Here is a 15,575-nt window from a genome sequence, read left to right on the forward strand (position 1 = left end):
GGGACCATCAGTGCAGCGCCTGCGGCACGGGTTCGTGCCGCAGGTAGCTGCGCCGGAACCGGCCGCTGCCGGCGGTCAGGGCCCGCAACTCCACCGCGTACCTCAACAGTTCCTGGTCCGGAACCTCGGCGCTGATCTCGGTGCCGTCGGCGCCGGCGGAGGTGGTCCCGGTCAGGCGTGCCCGCCGGGAGGACAAGTCGCTCATCACGGCACCCACGTGGTCCTCCGAAACGGAGATGGTCACGGACGACACCGGTTCCAGGAACTGGATGCGGGTTGCCCCGGCCGCCTCCCGGAGGGCCAGCGCGCCGGCAGCCTGGAAGGCCGCATCGGAGGAATCCACGCTGTGCGTCTTGCCGCCGATCAGCGTCACCTTGATATCCACCACCGGGAACCCGGCCGAGACGCCCTTCTGCATCTGCGCCCGCACGCCCTTTTCCACCGAGGTGATAAACGGCCCGGGAATCACCCCGCCCACGGTCTTGTCGACAAACTCGAACCCGGCGCCGCGGTCGAGCGGTTCCACCTCGATGTCGCACACCGCGTACTGGCCGTGGCCGCCGGATTGTTTGACATAGCGCCCGTGCCCGGCGGCCGGCGCGGCAAACGTCTCCCGCAGCGGCGTGATCACCGGGACGCTCTGCAGGTTCACGCCCTGGTCCCGCAGCCTGCCCAGGACGACGTCGGCGTGCGCCTCGCCCATGCACCACAGGATGAGCTGGTGGGTTTCGGAGTTGCGTTCCACCCGCAGCGTCGGGTCCCCGGCCGTGACCTTCCCCAGGTTCCTGGCCAGGGCATCCTCGTCGCCGTGAGTGGCGGCCTCGATGGCAACCGGCATGAGCGGGTCCGGCATGTCCCAGGCGGCTACCAGCAGGGGCAGCTCCTTGGCCGAAATCGTGTCGCCGGTCTCGGCGTTGCCCAGCTTGGTCAGCGCGCAGATATCCCCCGCAACGCAGAACGGCACCGGCCGCAGTCCTGATCCCAGCGGCGAGTACAGATGGGTGACCCGCTCGTCGCTGTCGTGGTCCTCGTGGCCGCGGTCCGCCATTCCGCGGCCGCCCACATGGATCGCGGCGTCCTCCCGCACCGCGCCGGAGAAGACGCGCACCAGGCAGACGCGGCCAAGGAACGGGTCGATCGTCGTACGGACCACTTCACCGAGCAGCGGGCCGTCGGGGTCGCAGCCGAGCTCGCCGGCTGGCACCCCGTCGAGGTCCGTCGCTGCGGGGACGCCGCGCTCCGCCGGCGTCGGAAACGCGCGCACCAGGACCTCGAGCAGCTCCGCCAGGCCGAGCCCGGACTCCGCCGACGCCGGCAGCACCGGGTGGAAGGACCCGCGGGCCACGGCCGTCTCAAGATCGGCGATCAGGACATCGGGGGCGATTTCCTCGCCTCCGAGGTAGCGGTCCATGAGTGATTCGTCTTCGCTCTCGGCAATGATCCCCTCGATCAGCGCGCCGCGTGCGGACTCCGCCGCGGCAAGCTCGACGCCGGTCGCGGCCCGGGTGGCCGGCACCGGTTCCGCCGTACCGTAGTCGGAGACCGTCCCGGTCAACAGTCCCAGCAGCCCGGTGACGGCACCGTCCGCGGGGACCGGCAGGTACAGCGGAACAATGGCGTCGCCGAATGCCAGGCGGCAGCGGGCGACGGCGGCGTCAAAATCCGCGCGCGGATGGTCCAGGCGGCTGATGACCACAGCCCGCGGCATCCCGAGCCGCTGGCACTCGCTCCAGAGTGCAGTGGTCGCTGCATCGACGTCGTCGGTGGCCGAGACGACAAACAGCACCGCATCCGCCGCACGGAGCCCTGCCCGCAGCTCGCCGATGAAATCCGTATAGCCCGGAGTGTCCAGCAGGTTCACCTTGATGTCCCCCACCATCACCGGCACGACCGCCAGCGCCACAGAGCGCTGCTGCGCGATGGCGGAAGGATCCGAGTCGCTCACCGTGGTGCCTTCGGCGATCGAGCCCTTGCGGGTGATGGCTCCGGTTGCGGCAAGCAGCGCCTCGGTGAGCATCGTTTTTCCGGAACCGGAATGCCCTACGAGCGCCACATTGCGGACCTTGTCCGGCTGCTCCGGCGGCGCGACGCCGTTGGCGTCCGCCCGCCGGAGGTCAGATGTACCCCGGACCGGTCCCCTTGACGGCGTCTTGGCGCCTTTCGACGGCATGAGAACCTCCCGGCGTCGCATCCACTCGTGCCCTGCAGGGCCTTGTGTTAAGGATTGGACACCCTGGGACGCCCGGACAGCAAGGGCTTTTTCAGGCCGTGGCCGGAGCAACCAGGGACCCGGAGGATGCCCGGTTCCGGAGCCATCGGCCCAGGGCCTTGCCTTTGCCCTTCCACCAGCTGTCTTCGTCGCTGCCATGGTGCCACCGGAAGATCACAGCGACCAAGATGAACATCCCGGCGGCGACCTCGGGCCAAGAGCCGGAGGCGGCATCGAGGAGCACGCTGAACGCCATGACCAGGATGGAAGGCAGCGCAAGTGTCCGGAACCAGGTGTTGGCGACGTACCGGCTGCGGGACCGCGGCACGGAGACCGCGCGGACGAAGTCGAAGCACAGGCAGACGACCACGAGGGCCTGTCCCAGGGACATCAGGATGTGCCCTGGCAGGGAACCGGCAAACAGGGCGGCGGCCTGGAGCCCCGGGCTCACGGCGCGCACCTCAGAGTAGCCGGCCGCGAAGAATCGGCAGTGGACGGATCAAGCTCGGCTGAATCATGCATGCGATGCCCCCCGGCGTCTACGCTGCTCCTGCGCTGGCTCCGCGCCCGGCTTCCCGTAGGAGCTGTGAGCTTGTCACGCCAACCTTTTCTGACATTCCAATTCAACGCGCGACCCGGGCATGAAGTCACGCAAATCAGGTACCCGACTATCGGATGGCCGGTTACCTGTTTGCATTCCGGTGTACTCAGTTCGCTCCTGTGGCTACTTGCCCGCGCGGATTTGCCCGACAGCCCGCCGGCTGGCTGTTCGCACAAAAAGCAGACTACTTGCTCCGTTGTTCCTGGCCGGGCCCAACTGCCCGGCACCAGCCGCAGGCAGGTAGTTTCGCCCCAATAACTACTCCGAAGTGCTTCCGGGCGGGTGTTTTCCGGCCGGATTACAGAGGCTCTCCGCGCCGGAACGCGAGTACTTTCCTCGGAGGCACGTAGTTCGGGAGCCAAAAGACGAGTACAACTACGCGTTGTCCCGTCCGCAGTTCGCCGCAACGATTGGGCCATCGATTCAGCGCGGCAACCGCAGGATTGGGGGAATGCGGCTCCGGCCTGATGACTCCTGTCCGGGTGCCACCCACACAAGGAGTCTCACAAATGCGCAAGCTCACCAAGAAGAGCAAGGTCATCGCCGTTGCAGCCTCGGTCGCCCTCGTGGCCGTCGGCGGAGGCACTGCCTACGCCTACTGGACCACCACAGGCAACGGCAGCGGCACTGCTGCCAACTCCGCCGGTGGCGGCACTGTGACCCTGCACGCCAGCTTCGATGCCGGCCTGGCGCCGGGCAACTCGGTGCCTGTGACGTACACGGCCGACAACAGCACCAACACCGGCACGGTCGTCGGCGCCCTCACTGCAAACGTGACCACCAGCGTGCCCGAATGCCTGCCGGAATGGTTCACGGTCAGCGCCGCAACAACGAACACGCCCGTGGCAGCGAACAGCACGGGCACCCAGGTGGGGTCGGGAACATTGGAGTTCCTCAACAGCACCGCCAACCAGGATGCCTGCAAGTCGGCCGTCGTCACGGTCACCGTCGGCAGCGTGTAGCTGGCGTCCCCGGGGGCCGGACGCATGGCCCCCGGGGCGGCCTTCGGGCCACCGCGCAACAACGCATCAGCAACCGTCGACACCCACCACCCGGGCAAGGCTGCCGGGTCCAAGGAGGATAGGGAATGCAGCATCCACTGCGGTTCGTCCGGCTCGCCAGGGAGAATGCGGGCCTCGCCGGCCGCGTCCTCATCATTGGCCTGTTGGCCATCTTCCTGCCCGCGGGCACGCTCTACGCGGCGGGGCAGCAGTCGGCCCCGCAAAAGCCAGGAATCCTGGTGCAGATCACACCGTCCAGCAGGAATGTGGACCAGGGACTGGCCACGAGCTATTCCGCGACCGTCAGCTCCACCGGCGGGTTTGCCGGCACGGTCGTGCTGGCTGTTACCGGCCTCCCCTCGGGGGCAGCGCCAAACTTCTCGCCGTCGTCCGTCAAGCTGACGGCCGGGAGCACCGCCCAGCTGAGCATGAACATATCCACGGCATCCAGCACCGCCGCCGGAGACTACGAGCTGACCCTGACGGGCCAGAGCGGGGCGGTCCAGTCGGCCGCCGTAAAGACCCAGTTGCGGGTCAAGGCGCCCCTGCGCGTGTTCGGACTCTCGGGCGATGTGTCCGGCTTGCTGGCGCCGGGTACGAGCCGGTCCATGGATCTGGGATTCACCAACCCGGACAAGGGCATCGACGTCGGCAACCTGACGGTCTCGATCACGGGTGTGGTCCGCACGGCGAAGGCGATCGCGGCCAACCTGCCCTGCACGGCGCAGGACTATGCCGTGGTGCAGTACAGCGGGCGCTATCCGTTGACGGTTCCGTCCGGCAGCAGCTCGCTCTCACAACTCGGTGTCCCGTCTGCCCAATGGCCCCGGATCGCCATGCTCGACACTCCTCGCCTGCAGGACGGCTGCAAGGGCGCAGTCCTCCAGTTGGCCTACTCGGGATCAGGGCAGGGAAACTGACATGCACTCCACACGCTCCATGCTGCGCGGCACCAAAGTTGCCGGAACCGCCTCCGCCGCTGCCGCCGCGCTCTGCCTGCTGGCCGGCGGGGGCACGGCCTACGCCTATTGGGCCACCGCCGGCGCAGGTTCCGGCGCCGCAGCCGCCGCAACGATGAATGCTGTCACTGTCGATGCGTTTGTAGCGGGCGACTCGAACCGGACCAGCCTGGTCCCGGGCGGCACGGCGGACGTGATCCTCCGGACCAGCAACCCCAACGCGTTCGCGGTCAGGATCCACGCGGTGGTCTCCGCCGGGCCGGTCACGGCCGATGCCGCCCATGCCGGATGCGCCACCACCGGGGTTTCCTTCACGGCCCCCGCTGCCCCGCTGGCACCAGCCGTCACCATTCCGCCGAACTCTTCCCTGCTGGTGACCCTGCCCGGCGCGGCAAGCATGTCTATCCAGTCCCAGTCCGCCTGCCAGGGCGCGACCTTCAGGGTTCCCGTGACTGTGGAGGCACGACGATGAGTCACCGCAACAACCGCCAGGCCGGCGTCCGCATCCGGAGCCGCGTTGCCGTCATCGTTGCCGGCGCCGCCCTCCTCTCATGGGCCGGTCCGGGAGCCAACGCCTTCTGGACTGCTTCCTCCAATGGGGGCAGCGCGGCGGCCGCCGCAGACGCCGTGGCTGCCGGCGCAACGCCGTCGACGTCGGTGTCCGCGGGCAATGTCACGCTGGCATGGAACGCCAGCGCCACACTCGCCGGCCGCCCGGTCAGCGGTTACACGGTGGCGCGCTATGCCTCCGCCGCCGGGGGCACGAAGATCCCCGCCGGGGGAAGCTGCGCGGGGACGGTTGCCGCCGGGCTGGGCTGCACCGACCAAGGTGTCCCGACCGGCACCTGGTACTACACGGTCACCCCGGTGCTCGCGCAGTGGACAGGATCTGAGAGCGCCCGGAGCGCCGGAGCCGCCGTGGACACCACGCCGCCGGCCGCCCCTGGGATCAGCGTCCCTCCCTTCGTCAACGCGGGCAACGTCACTGCGGTCCCGGTCAGCGGCACCACCGAGCCCGGGGCATCCATTGCCCTGACCATCACGGACGCCGGCGCCGCGCACACGGTCCCCGCGACCGCGACCGCAAATGCCTTGGGAGGCTGGAGCGTCGCCGTCAACTTGTCGTCCCTGAATGCCGGAACGATAACCTACCGCGCGGTCGCCACCGACACCGCGGGCAACCCGGGCACGGTGCCGGGCATAGCGACCTCGACCAAGGACGTCACCGCCCCCACGGTGACAGCGGTAGCGCTGGCTGACAGCGCGGGCCCCGGAAAAGATGACGGCATGATGGAGCCCAAAGACACGGCCACCATCACCTTCTCGGAAGCCCTGGACGCCTCAACAATCTGCAGCGACTGGGCTGCCGGCGCCAGCGGCACCCTGAAGGGGAACAACGACGTGACGGTCACCATCAGCTCCCGCAACGTCCTGACGGTCGCCGTGAATAGCTCGGCCTGCGCGACGTCGAGAATCGGCACCGTCGGGCTGGGGGCTGGCACCGCCTACGGACCGGCGACGGGGACGGCAACGTACAAAGGCAACGGATCGAACGCCTCCACAGTCAGTTGGGATGCGAGCACCAAAAAGCTCACCATCACGCTCGGAGCCCTGGCCACGGGCACACCCAACGGAGCGGAACAGGTCGCGGCGGCCCCGTCCTACACGCCGCCGGACGGGATCAAGGACATCGCCGGAAATTCCCTCGCCTTAACCTCATTCACCAGCCCCACCACATCACGCTTCTAACGCACAGGAGGGCCCGGGACCCCAGGTCCCGGGCCCTCTTTTGTGTTTAAGTCCGCAGTCATCCTTCGGTGCCTCGCGGTTCGGGCCCGAACCCCGTACCGAAGAACGTGATGGTTGACACATTCCCCGCGACCGTGTCATGGTTACAACACCAGATGGTCTGACCAACAGACCGAATGACTCCCAGCGATACTACGAGGAAGTAGCCACATGAATCTCTACTCGCTCATGCAGAAGCGAACCGCCACGCAGGGGCCCATCAGGGTCGGCGTCATTGGCGCCGGAAAGTTCGCCTCGATGTTCCTGACGCAGGCGCTGAACACCGAGGGGATCCACGTTGTCGGCGTCGCGGACATCGACATTCCCAAGGCCAGGGGCGCACTCCAGCGCACGGGCTGGCCGGCAGAGCGCTACGCCGCCAAGAACTTCGCCGAAGCCCTGCGCAACGGCACCACCTTCGTCACGGAAAGCTCCGCCGACCTCATCAGGCTCCCGGAGGTTGAGGTTATCCTCGAGGTGACCGGAAACCCGATCGTCGGCACTGCCCATGCCGTGCAAAGTATCGACAACGGCAAGCACATCATCATGGTCAACGTCGAGGCCGACTGCATGGTGGGCCCGATCCTCCAGCGCCGCGCCGAAGCCGCCGGTGTGGTCTACTCCATGGCCTACGGCGACCAGCCCGCCTTGATCTGCGAAATGGTCGACTGGTGCCGCACGGTCGGATTCGACATCGTCGCCGCCGGCAAGGGCACCAAGTACCTCCCGGAGTACAACTACTCCACGCCGGACACCGTATGGAACTACTACGGCTTCAGTGACGAGCAGCTTGCATCCGGTGACTTCAACCCCAAGATGTTCAACTCCTTTTTGGACGGCACTAAGTCGGCGATCGAAATGGCAGCAGTGGCCAACGGCACGGGCCTCACCCCGCAGGACGAGGGGCTCTTCTTCCCTCCGGCCGGCGTGGACGACCTCCCGAACGTGTACCGCGAGAAATCCGTCGGCGGGATCCTGACCCGGCGCGGCACCGTGGAGATCGCCTCCAGCCTGAACCGGGACGGCACCGAGGTGGAGCACGACCTGCGCTGGGGCGTTTATGTCACCTTCGAGGCCAAGACCGACTACGCAGTCCAGTGCTTCGCCGAGTACGGCGTCAAGACCGACCCCACCGGGCGTTACGGGTCGCTGTACCGGCCGTACCACATGATCGGCCTCGAGCTGGGCGTCAGTATCGCCTCGGCCGTGTTGCGCGGGGAAGCCACTGGCTCGCCCACCGGCTTCCGCGGCGACGTCATGACGACGGCAAAGAAGGACCTCAAGGCAGGGGAAATCCTGGATGGCGAAGGCGGCTACACCGCGTTCGGCAAGCTGGCTCCGGCCCGGATCTCGCTGGAGCGCAACGCCCTGCCGCTGGGCCTCGCGCACGGGATGAAACTCAAGCGTGACGTTCCCAAGGACGGAACCGTCTCCTGGGACGACGTCGACGCCGACGAAACCCTCCTTGCGGTCCAGATCAGGCGGCAGCTGGAGACGGAATTCCGGACCGAGATGCTCATGCCCGCATAGGTCAGACCTTCAGGCCGAGACTACGATGGAAATGCCGCCGGCGGTCGGCCGGCGGCATGGCAATCAACGAGGTGGTCGAACATGAGTGCAGAAGCATGGGAACCGGTCCAAAGGGTCCGGACCTACGAACAGGTGATGTCCCAGATCGAGGACAGGATCCTGGACGGCAGGCTGAAGGCAGGGGACAAGCTGCCCAGCGAACGGGACCTCTCGGCACTTCTGGGAGTTTCCCGGCCGTCGCTCCGGGAATCACTCAGGGTCTTGGAGGCCCTGGGCATCGTGGATATCCGTCCCGGCGGCGGGGCCGAAGGCGGGGCGGTGTTGGTGGGCGAGCCGGGATCCGGATTCGTCAACCTGCTCAAGCTCCAGCTCGCACTGGGTCAATTCGACCAGAAAGAGGTTCTTGAAACCCGGGTCGCACTGGAAACCTGGTGCTGTGAGGAAGCCGCAGCGCGGGCCAGCGAGCAGGACCACCACGAACTGGAACTGATCCTGGATGCGATGGATAACCCCGACATTTCAACCGCAGAGTTCAACCGGCTGGACGCCGCATTCCACGTCCGGATCGCAGAATCAACAGGCAACACGCTTTCCTCCCACTTGATGGGCTCGCTTCGGACCGCGATCAACCGCCAGATGATCGAGGCCTATGCGCGGTTGGAGGACTGGAAGAAAACCGCCACAGTCGTTCGCAGCGAACACCGCCACATCCTCGATGCCATCCGGCAGGGGGACGCGAATGAGTCCAGGCGCGCTGTGGGGGATCACATCCGCAGCTTTTACAACATTGGAAACGTCGAGGGACCGAACAACCCGCGCTGACGCCCGCTGACGGCGTCGCCCGGTGCAGGGCCCCCGGCACCCGGGACAGGGGAAAACCCCCTCCCCATATCGAAGGAGATAGGGACGCTGATGAGCACGCTCACGCAAACACAGACCCGCCAGGCTGAACACGGTTCACCGGACAAGCTCAAGGTCGCGATCGGAAGTGCCGTCGGCACGACGATCGAAAATTACGACTTCCTCGCCTACGGCACGGCCGCCGCGCTCTATTTCGGCACCGCATTCTTTCCGGGCCAGGACCCCGTCGCCGCCACCCTGCTGGCGTTCGCCACTCTTGCCGTGGGCTTTGCCATGCGGCCGCTGGGCGGACTGATCGGCGGCTTCCTCGGCGACAAGTACGGCCGCAAACCGGTCCTTGTCGGCGCATTGCTGGTCATGGGCGTCGCGACCTTCCTGATCGGCGTCCTGCCCACCTATCAGCAGGTCGGTGTCTTGGCCCCGATCCTGCTCGTCGCGATCCGCATCATCCAGGGCCTGGCCTTCGGCGCCGAATGGGGCGGCGCCATCATGATGACCTTCGAGCACGCTCCGTGGCGCCAGCGCGGCCGCTACACCGGCATCCCGCAGGCTGGTGTCCCGCTTGGTCTGTTGCTGGCCAACCTCGTCTTCCTTGCCACCACCGGCTGGAACAACGAATGGTCCTGGCGCGTGCCGTTCCTCGCCAGTTCCGTCCTGATCATTGCCGGCATCATCATCCGAATGAAGGTCAGCGAATCCCCGGAGTTCGAGGAAACGAAAGCCAAAGGCGAACTCGTCAAGAATCCGCTCCTGACCGTCATCAAGAATGATTGGCGCACCATTCTGCGGGTCATCGGTCTTCGGCTGGCAGAATCCGGCGGCTTCTATGTGATCGTCACATACCTGCTCTCCTACATCGTCGCCAACAAGCTGGTCGACCGCCAGACGGGCCTGACCGGCCTGGTGCTCGCCGCAGCATTGGGCGTGGTGACCACAATCCTCTGGGGCCGGCTCACGGACAGGATCGGACGCCGCAGCCTCTACATCGTCGGCACCGCCGGCATTATCCTCTTCGGCTTCCCGATGTTCCTCATGGTCAACACCGGCGTCCCGTTCATGGTGATCCTCGTATATATCATCGGGTTGCCGATCCTGCACGACATGCTCGCCGGCGCCCAGGGCGCCTGGTTCTCCGAGCTGTTCCCCGCCAACACCCGGACCTCCGGAGCATCCATCGGCTATCAGTTCTCGGCCGCAATCTCCGGCTTCATCCCTCTCATCGCAGCAGCCACAGCCGCGGCCTGGGGCTGGAGCGGCGTGGCAATCGTCTACATGGCCTGCGGAGCCATCGGGCTCATCGCCGCCTTGCTCACCAGGGAAACCTGGGGAAAGCGCGAACGCGCCGACGTCGACCAGCTCATCGCCGCCAGCAAGTAGGCCCACGGCAGCACCGCCGGACGCAACAACAGCTGTGCCCGGGACCCCCAGGTCCCGGGCACAGCTGTATGTCCCAGCCGATGAGTTTTAGTCCATGCCCCGCGGCCGCCACACCACCAGCGCCTGCGACCGCGCCTGCGGACGCTTGCCGCGGGCCAGGCTGACGACGTCGCCGGCAGTTCCTGCGGCGAAGATCCGCGAATCGGCCCCCTGGCGACGCCGGCCCAGTTCTTCAGTCAGTTCGCTGACCCGGCGCTGCAGGGCGGCCACCTGGTTCTCCAGCTGCAGGATACGCTTGATGCCCTCCAGCGAGACCCCCTCCTGGGAGAGCCGCTGGACTTCGCGGAGCATGTTCACATCCCGCTGCGAGTAACGCCTCGACTTGCCCGGGGCACGGCTGGGCGAGACGATGCCCAGCCGGTCGTACTGGCGCAGTGTCTGCGGGTGCATGTCCGCCAGTTCCGCGGCAACGGAGATGACGAAGATCGGCTGGTCGAAGTCGATGGCCATGGCTGGATCCCGTTCCTAGAGCCGGGCCTTGGCTGCCAGGCCCGCGCGGACGTCCTCATTGGCGGTGGCCGCGGCGAAGGCCTTCACGGCCTCCTCCGCTTCCTTGTTCAGCTTCCGCGGAACAGCGACGTCGATTGTCACCAGCAGATCGCCGGTGGCTTTGGCGTGTTTGACGCCGCGGCCCTTGACGCGCAGCGTCCTGCCCGAGGGCGTTCCCGCGGGGACCCTGACCTTGACCTTGTCACCGTCGATCGTCGGAACCTCGATGTCCGCGCCCAGTGCCGCCTCGGGGAAGGAGACCGGAACATGGATCCGGAGGTTGTCGCCGTCGCGGATGTAGAACTCGTGCGGCTTCACCGAGACGGTGACCATGAGGTCGCCGTTGCCGGCGGGAGCGTGCTGGCCCTTGCCGCGGACGCGGACCTTCTGTCCGTCCTTGATGCCGGCCGGGATACGGACGTCGATGACCTCGCCGTCCGGTTCGCGCAGGCCGATCGTGGTGCCGCGGATTGACCCGGCGAATGAGATCGAGGTGGACGCGGTCCGGTCGGCCCCCTTCTGCGGAGCCCGCTGGAAGGACTGGCCACCACCACCGAATCCGCCGCCTCCGAAGAGATCAGCGAACTCGGGCGGAATGCCGCCGGCCGTGCTGTAGCCGCCGGAATGGCGGCCCCCGCCGCCGGTAAAGAGTCCGCCGAAGAGGTCCTCGAAGCCTGCTCCGCCGGCAGCTCCGCCGCTTCCGCCGGGGGCAAAGCGTGCGCCGCCGCCCATGGCCCGGATGGCGTCGTACTGCTGGCGCTCATCGGGGTCCGAGAGCACGGAATAGGCCTCAGAGATGTCCTTGAACTTCTTCTCCGAGGCGACATTCCCCGCGTTGGTGTCCGGGTGGTGCTGCCGGGCAAGTTTGCGGTAGGCCTTCTTGATGTCGGCGTCGGAAGCGTCCTTGGCAACACCAAGGATCTTATAGAAGTCCTTGTCCACCCAGTCCTGGCTAGCCAATGGCGTTTCCTTTCAATTCTGTTCTTACCGAACTCTCCGCGATGCATGGGCCCCCGCCCCTTCGCCGGGTGGCTTGGGATCTACGATCCCAAGCCACCCGGCTTCGACAGGCCCGATGCCACTCCCGGGGCCCATGCATCGCTCCGAGCTTGTGATCATCTCACCTTAGGTGACACGAACGCTGAACGCCGGAGCGGATGAGGGGGCCCGGGAGTGGCTTCGGGCCTGCCGGAGCGTGGTGGCAAAGTCCGTAAGGACTTTGCCACCACGCGTAGGGGCGGGGCCCCCTCATCCGCGAAGGCGTGGAGGTGAAACTACGCCGGTACCGCCACGATCACCTGGGCCGCGCGGAGGACGCGGTCGCCGGACTTGTAGCCCGAGCGGAGCACCTGGCTGACGGTGTCGATTTCGATGTCCGTGCCCGGCTGCTGGATGAGGGCCTCGTGGATGGTCGGATCGAACTCCACGCCGGTCTCGTCGATGCGGACCAGTCCGTACGTCTTCAGCGCAGCCTCCAGCTTGGCGGCGATCGCGGCGAAAGGGCCGTCCGCGAGGTCACCGTGCTGGCGGGCGGCGTCGACGTCGTCCAGTACCGGCAGCAGTGCGTTCAGGACGCCGATGACGGCCATCTCGCCCGCCACGGCCCGGTCGCGCTCGACCCGCTTTCGGTAGTTGACGTACTCGGCCTGCAGGCGGCGGAGGTCATTCCTGAGCTCCTCCGCCTCGGCGGCGGGAGCGCCCTGGGCTACAGATTCCGCGGCGGGCACCTCAACACTGTTGAGGATGTCCTCCGCCTGGGACAGGGCATCCCCGGAGCCGGAGTCCGCCGCGGCGGCAGCGCGCTCCTGGTCAGGGTGGCGGGCCTGGCCGGTCTTCGGATCAACCTTCCGGTTGTCGTGGATCACCGGCTTCTGCGGGTCGTTCTCTTGCTCGTTCCCGCGGCTCGGGTTCCCGGAAGAACCGTGCTCTTCTTCGTTACCGTGGTGCGGCATGATTACTTCTTCTCGTCTTCGTCAACGATTTCGGCGTCGACGATGTCCTCGTCGGAGCCGGCTGCCGGCTCGCCTGCGGGGGCACCCTGAGCACCGGCGTGGCCGTCGGGGGAACCGGCCTGGGCGTAGATGGCTTCGCCGAGCTTGGTCTGGGAAGCCTGCAGCTTCTCGAACGCGGTCTTCACGGCGGCGTCATCGGTGCCTTCGAGGGCCTTCTTGAGGGCGTCGACGTCGGCCTTGACCTCGGTCTTGACCTCTTCGGGCAGCTTGTCGGCGTTGTCAGCGATCAGCTTGTCCACGGAGTAGGCGAGCTGCTCGGCCGTGTTGCGGGTGTCGGTTGCCTCGCGGCGGGCCTTGTCCTCGGCTGCGTGCTCTTCGGCGTCGCGGACCATGCGGTCGATGTCTTCCTTGGACAGCGCGGTGCCGCCGGTGATGGTCATGGACTGTTCCTTGCCGGTGCCCTTGTCCTTCGCCGAAACGTGCACGATGCCGTTGGCGTCGATGTCGAAGGTGACCTCGACCTGCGGAACGCCGCGGGGGGCCGGCGCGATGCCGGTCAGCTCGAACGTGCCCAGCGGCTTGTTGTCGCGGGTGAACTCACGCTCGCCCTGGAAGACCTGGATGGCCACGGACGGCTGGTTGTCATCCGCGGTGGTGAAGGTCTCGCTCCGCTTGGTGGGGATGGCGGTGTTGCGCTCGATCAGGTGCGTCATGATGCCGCCCTTGGTTTCGATGCCAAGGGACAACGGGGTGACGTCGATCAGCAGCACGTCCTTGCGCTCGCCCTTGAGGACACCGGCCTGCAGGGCTGCGCCGACGGCGACGACCTCATCGGGGTTGACGCCCTTATTGGGCTCCTTGCCGCCGGCCAGTTCCTTCACGAGGTCGTAGACGGCCGGCATGCGGGTGGAGCCGCCGACGAGCACGATGTGGTCGATCTCGGAGAGCTTGATGCCGGCTTCCTTGATGACGTCCTGGAAGGGCTTCTTGGTGCGGTCCAGCAGGTCCTTGGTGAGGTCCTGGAACTTGGCGCGGGTCAGCTGCTCGTCCAGGTGGACCGGGCCGTCGGGGGTGACGGACAGGTACTGGAGGGAGACGTTGGTGCTGGAGGAGGAGGAGAGTTCCTTCTTGGCCTGCTCCGCGGCTTCGCGGAGACGCTGCAGGGCAATCTTGTCCTTCGTGAGGTCGATGCCCTTGACCTTGAGCTGGTTCAGCAGGTATTCCACGACGCGCTGGTCCCAGTCGTCGCCGCCGAGGTGGTTGTCACCGGCGGTGGCGCGGACCTGGATGGTGGAGAAGTTGTCCTCATCCTTGCCGACCTCGAGGAGGGAGACGTCGAAGGTTCCGCCACCGAGGTCGAAGACCAGGATGAGTTCGTCTTCCTTGCCCTTGTCCAGGCCGTAGGCCAGGGCGGCCGCGGTGGGCTCGTTGACGATGCGCAGGACGTTCAGGCCGGCGATTTCGCCGGCTTCCTTGGTGGCCTGGCGCTGGGCGTCGTTGAAGTAGGCCGGCACGGTGACGACGGCGTCGGTGACCTTTTCACCGAGGTAGGACTCGGCGTCGTTCTTGAGCTTCATGAGGATACGGGCGGAAATTTCCTGCGCCGTGTACTTCTTGTCGTCAATGGCGACGGTCCAGTCAGTGCCCATGTGGCGCTTGACGGACGCGATGGTGCGGTCAATGTTGTTGACGGCCTGGCGCTTGGCGATCTCGCCTACCAGGACCTCGCCGGACTTGGAGAAGGCAACAACCGACGGCGTGGTGCGGCCACCCTCGGCGTTGGCAATGACGGTGGGCTCGCCACCTTCGAGAACGGAGACGACGGAGTTAGTGGTTCCGAGGTCGATACCTACTGCACGTGACATGGATTGCTTCCTTACTTCCTTGGAATCTTGCGGAGATGGCCGCGGACCCGCAGTGGCTCTCACCACAGCCGGTCCGACCGTTATTGAGCGATCTACACTCAACTTTACCCAGAGGCGGACATAAGTCAATTCAAAGTTGAGCGACATTGACTCAACTTTGTTTTCCCGCCCGGGCCGCGGCAACTCATCGCCGGCTAAATCCCCCGGATTCCAGCCCTTCTGGCGCCTCCCGGGCAGCGTTTCGCCCTGCGCGAACCTGCACAGTGGGCGCCGGCGCGCAGACCCGGGCCGGGGACCAGCCGGCGCCCGCGCCGGCCGGTCCCGCCGTTTTCCTAGGCGTTAGTTGTCGTCCCGGGCGGCGTCGCCCTCGGCAGGCTCTCCCGTAGCCGGCCGGGCGGATCCCTCGGGACGGGACGTACCGGCGCTCCCATAGTCGCCTTCGGGGTATTCACCTTCCTCGGCGACGCCGGCCGACTCACCGGCGACACCGGCGGGCTCACCGGAGACGCCGGCGGGCTCACCGGAGACCCCGCCCTCGCCGTAGTCGCCCTCGGGATAGTCGCCTTCCACGTCGCCGACGACGGCTGCTCCGGCCACGCCGGCCTCGCCGTAGTCCCCCGCCGCGTACTCCCCTTCGACGGCCGCGGGCGGGACTTGGCCTGCCGTGCCGGCGGTGCCGTAGTCGCCCTCGACATACTGCCCCTCGGGCGCCGCGGCCTCTGCTTCACGTTCCGCGGGACCGGCATCGACGTTCTGGGGCGCTGCTTTTCCGGCGACGTTCTCTTCAGGCGTGTTCTCAGCAGGCCTGTTCTCTTCAGGCCTGTTCTCTTCAGACATGGATGGATCCTTCCTGGACGCATCTGGCGCGCCCGAGCGGGCGCAG

14 protein-coding genes are annotated in these 15,575 nt (G+C 66.8%); 7 read left to right on the top strand and 7 right to left on the bottom strand.

Annotated features, from left to right (window positions below):
* Positions 1-7: 7 nt before the first annotated feature.
* The gene (locus ABH915_RS20475) at positions 8-2,170 is read right to left on the bottom strand and encodes an elongation factor G-like protein EF-G2 (protein ID WP_370124774.1); all 2,163 of its coding nucleotides are present in this window, start codon (positions 2,168-2,170) and stop codon (positions 8-10) included.
* A 91-nt stretch (positions 2,171-2,261) separates the two neighbouring features.
* Positions 2,262-2,660 (bottom strand): hypothetical protein, encoded by a 399-nt coding sequence (locus ABH915_RS20480; protein WP_370124776.1) that lies wholly within the window; start codon positions 2,658-2,660, stop codon positions 2,262-2,264.
* Positions 2,661-3,319: 659 nt separating this feature from the next.
* On the opposite strand from ABH915_RS20480, the gene ABH915_RS20485 reads away from it, so the two are divergent.
* The 7 genes from ABH915_RS20485 (at position 3,320) to ABH915_RS20515 (ending at position 10,326) form a co-directional block, all read left to right on the top strand.
* Entirely contained in the window at positions 3,320-3,772 is a 453-nt protein-coding gene (locus tag ABH915_RS20485; protein WP_370124777.1) for a hypothetical protein, read from the top strand.
* Between the two features lie 125 nt (positions 3,773-3,897).
* A complete protein-coding gene (locus ABH915_RS20490; protein ID WP_370124779.1) occupies positions 3,898-4,731 on the top strand; it encodes a hypothetical protein in 834 nt (277 codons plus the stop codon).
* Between the two features lies 1 nt (position 4,732).
* Positions 4,733-5,242: a hypothetical protein gene (locus ABH915_RS20495; RefSeq protein WP_370124781.1), complete on the top strand. Its 510-nt coding sequence runs from the start codon at positions 4,733-4,735 to the stop codon at positions 5,240-5,242.
* Positions 5,239-6,519 carry a hypothetical protein gene (locus ABH915_RS20500; protein WP_370124783.1) on the top strand — a complete coding sequence of 427 codons (1,281 nt, stop codon included), beginning with the start codon at positions 5,239-5,241 and terminating at the stop codon, positions 6,517-6,519. Before ABH915_RS20495 ends, ABH915_RS20500 begins: the two co-directional genes overlap by 4 nt.
* Before the next feature lie 210 nt (positions 6,520-6,729).
* Positions 6,730-8,088, top strand: coding sequence for an NAD(P)H-dependent oxidoreductase (locus ABH915_RS20505; RefSeq protein ID WP_370124785.1), 1,359 nt, complete (start codon positions 6,730-6,732; stop codon positions 8,086-8,088).
* Between the two features lie 81 nt (positions 8,089-8,169).
* Complete coding sequence (locus ABH915_RS20510; protein WP_370124787.1) at positions 8,170-8,910, top strand: FadR/GntR family transcriptional regulator; 741 nt, start codon at positions 8,170-8,172, stop codon at positions 8,908-8,910.
* Between the two features lie 90 nt (positions 8,911-9,000).
* Positions 9,001-10,326, top strand: a complete 1,326-nt coding sequence (locus ABH915_RS20515; protein WP_370124789.1) for an MFS transporter — start codon at positions 9,001-9,003, stop codon at positions 10,324-10,326.
* An 87-nt stretch (positions 10,327-10,413) separates the two neighbouring features.
* Here ABH915_RS20515 and ABH915_RS20520 read toward each other — a convergent pair whose 3' ends face one another.
* The 5 genes from ABH915_RS20520 to ABH915_RS20540 all read right to left on the bottom strand — a co-directional run bounded on the left by ABH915_RS20520 (position 10,414) and on the right by ABH915_RS20540 (position 15,529).
* The gene (locus tag ABH915_RS20520; protein ID WP_018774085.1) at positions 10,414-10,836 is read right to left on the bottom strand and encodes a heat shock protein transcriptional repressor HspR; all 423 of its coding nucleotides are present in this window, start codon (positions 10,834-10,836) and stop codon (positions 10,414-10,416) included.
* Positions 10,837-10,851: 15 nt separating this feature from the next.
* Complete coding sequence (locus ABH915_RS20525; RefSeq protein ID WP_026538173.1) at positions 10,852-11,835, bottom strand: DnaJ C-terminal domain-containing protein; 984 nt, start codon at positions 11,833-11,835, stop codon at positions 10,852-10,854.
* A gap of 314 nt (positions 11,836-12,149) precedes the next feature.
* Positions 12,150-12,827: a nucleotide exchange factor GrpE gene (locus tag ABH915_RS20530; RefSeq protein WP_370124791.1), complete on the bottom strand. Its 678-nt coding sequence runs from the start codon at positions 12,825-12,827 to the stop codon at positions 12,150-12,152.
* A gap of 2 nt (positions 12,828-12,829) precedes the next feature.
* On the bottom strand, positions 12,830-14,692 hold the full coding sequence (gene dnaK / locus ABH915_RS20535) for a molecular chaperone DnaK (protein ID WP_018774082.1): 1,863 nt from the start codon (positions 14,690-14,692) through the stop codon (positions 12,830-12,832).
* Between the two features lie 339 nt (positions 14,693-15,031).
* Entirely contained in the window at positions 15,032-15,529 is a 498-nt protein-coding gene (locus ABH915_RS20540; protein WP_370124794.1) for a hypothetical protein, read from the bottom strand.
* Positions 15,530-15,575: the final 46 nt, after the last annotated feature.

Source organism: Arthrobacter sp. MW3 TE3886 (assembly GCF_041262145.1).
In the GTDB taxonomy this organism is placed as follows: Bacteria; Actinomycetota; Actinomycetes; order Actinomycetales; family Micrococcaceae; genus Arthrobacter.

What these genes read in the sequence shown, in the direction of transcription:
- ABH915_RS20475 (WP_370124774.1), bottom strand. Translation starts at nt 2,170, where the DNA reads ATGCCGTCGAAAGGCGCCAAGACGCCGTCAAGGGGACCGGTCCGGGGT.
- ABH915_RS20485 (WP_370124777.1), top strand. Translation starts at nt 3,320, where the DNA reads ATGCGCAAGCTCACCAAGAAGAGCAAGGTCATCGCCGTTGCAGCCTCG.
- ABH915_RS20490 (WP_370124779.1), top strand. Translation starts at nt 3,898, where the DNA reads ATGCAGCATCCACTGCGGTTCGTCCGGCTCGCCAGGGAGAATGCGGGC.
- ABH915_RS20495 (WP_370124781.1), top strand. Translation starts at nt 4,733, where the DNA reads ATGCACTCCACACGCTCCATGCTGCGCGGCACCAAAGTTGCCGGAACC.
- ABH915_RS20500 (WP_370124783.1), top strand. Translation starts at nt 5,239, where the DNA reads ATGAGTCACCGCAACAACCGCCAGGCCGGCGTCCGCATCCGGAGCCGC.
- ABH915_RS20505 (WP_370124785.1), top strand. Translation starts at nt 6,730, where the DNA reads ATGAATCTCTACTCGCTCATGCAGAAGCGAACCGCCACGCAGGGGCCC.
- ABH915_RS20510 (WP_370124787.1), top strand. Translation starts at nt 8,170, where the DNA reads ATGAGTGCAGAAGCATGGGAACCGGTCCAAAGGGTCCGGACCTACGAA.
- ABH915_RS20515 (WP_370124789.1), top strand. Translation starts at nt 9,001, where the DNA reads ATGAGCACGCTCACGCAAACACAGACCCGCCAGGCTGAACACGGTTCA.
- ABH915_RS20520 (WP_018774085.1), bottom strand. Translation starts at nt 10,836, where the DNA reads ATGGCCATCGACTTCGACCAGCCGATCTTCGTCATCTCCGTTGCCGCG.
- ABH915_RS20530 (WP_370124791.1), bottom strand. Translation starts at nt 12,827, where the DNA reads ATGCCGCACCACGGTAACGAAGAAGAGCACGGTTCTTCCGGGAACCCG.
- dnaK (WP_018774082.1), bottom strand. Translation starts at nt 14,692, where the DNA reads ATGTCACGTGCAGTAGGTATCGACCTCGGAACCACTAACTCCGTCGTC.
- ABH915_RS20540 (WP_370124794.1), bottom strand. Translation starts at nt 15,529, where the DNA reads ATGTCTGAAGAGAACAGGCCTGAAGAGAACAGGCCTGCTGAGAACACG.